Raw genomic sequence first — 1390 nt, forward strand, 5'->3', positions numbered from 1 at the left:
GCCGGGCGGCAGCGGCCGGGCGTGACGGGGCGCCGACCCATGCGGCCCGGCGGCTGCCGGACCGCTTCCCGCGGCGGGCCCGCCACGCCGCGCCGACATCCGGCCCGGGCATGCAAAAGGCGGGACCCATCGGTCCCGCCTCCCGCGCGCCTCGGTCATGGTGGTGCGGCGCCTGGCCGCGGGCGGGACGCGTCGTCCCCGCCCGTCGCCGCGTCAGGCCGCGGCGGTGCCGCGGTCCATCGCATGCGCCCGCCAGGCGGCGCCGATCGCCATCAGCGCGGCGCCGAGCAGCGCCAGCAGGCCCCAGCCCGGATCGACCCAGGGGGCGCGCACGCCGGAAAGCTGCACGATCTCGGCGCGCACGTCGCTCCACTGGTAGACGCCGGCGGTCAGGGCGCCGAGCGCCGGCAGGAACATCATCACCACCGCGGCGGCGATCAGCCACACCCGCAGCGGCGCCAGCTTCGGCACGAAGGCCGCGGCCACCGCCGCCGCCAGGAAGCCGAGCTTCAGCTTGGTCAGCCAGGGCACCGCCTCCCAGGCGGAGATGCCGAGCACCGCCTTGCTCGCGCCGCGGAACTGCAGCGCCGGCAGGAAGAAGGCGGCGATGACCGCCACGGCGACGCCGCCGAGCAGCAAGGCCAGGAAAACACCATCCCGCGGTCTCGTCATGGAAGCCCCTCCTTTGTCTTACCGTGACGTAATCATTCGGACATGCACGATCAAGCCCCGGCGTGACCGAGAGCGGTGCCGGCCGAGGCGGTCGCCGCCCGCGGCCGGCCGCCGCACCGGCACGGGTCCGTGGGGCGCGGGTCCCTGGCCGGACAGCGGCGTCCCGGGCCGTAGCGGCCCCGCCGGGCCGGGACCCGCTGCGGGGCACCGCGCATGGGCATCGCATGCGGGGCATCGCGTACGGCGCGGTTCCGCCGGCCCTGCCGCGCCCGGCCCTGGCGCCGCGCCGGCCGGCCGGGGATAAGGCGGGCATGCGCCTCCCGCTCCTCCCGCTCCTCCTCCTGCTGCTGCTGGGGCCGGCCATGGCGCGGGCGCAGGACCTCGCCGGGCATGGCGGGCCGGTGCGGGCGCTGGCGGTGCTGCCGGGCGGCGGGCTGGCCAGCGCCGGCTTCGACCAGGCGGTGATCCTCTGGGATCCCGCCGCCGGCAAGGCGCGGCGGGTGCTGCGCTGGCATGCTGGTGCCCTCGCCGCCCTGGCGGCGCTGCCGGGCGGCGGCCTGGCCAGCGCCGGGGAGGATGGCCGCATCGCCCTCTGGCCGGCCGGCGGCGCCGACGCGCCGGCCCGGGTGCTGGACCCGGCGGCCGGTCCGGTCACCGCCCTCGCCAGCGGGCCGGCGGGGGACCTGGCCGCCGGCTTCTGGGACGGCACGCTGCGCCT

General features: G+C 78.7%; 2 protein-coding genes. One reads left to right on the plus strand and one right to left on the minus strand.

Translation table 11 applies throughout. The features are described from left to right. Positions 1-213 precede the first annotated feature (213 nt). Positions 214-672 carry a hypothetical protein gene (locus E2C05_RS31765; protein ID WP_133223586.1) on the minus strand — a complete coding sequence of 153 codons (459 nt, stop codon included), beginning with the start codon at positions 670-672 and terminating at the stop codon, positions 214-216. 311 nt (positions 673-983) lie between these two features. On the opposite strand from E2C05_RS31765, the gene E2C05_RS31770 reads away from it, so the two are divergent. Next, a partial coding sequence (locus tag E2C05_RS31770) for a WD40 repeat domain-containing protein (protein WP_192912566.1) occupies positions 984-1390 on the plus strand: 407 nt, incomplete at its 3' end.

The organism is Paracraurococcus ruber (assembly GCF_004353985.1).
GTDB lineage: Bacteria > Pseudomonadota > Alphaproteobacteria > Acetobacterales > Acetobacteraceae > Paracraurococcus > Paracraurococcus ruber.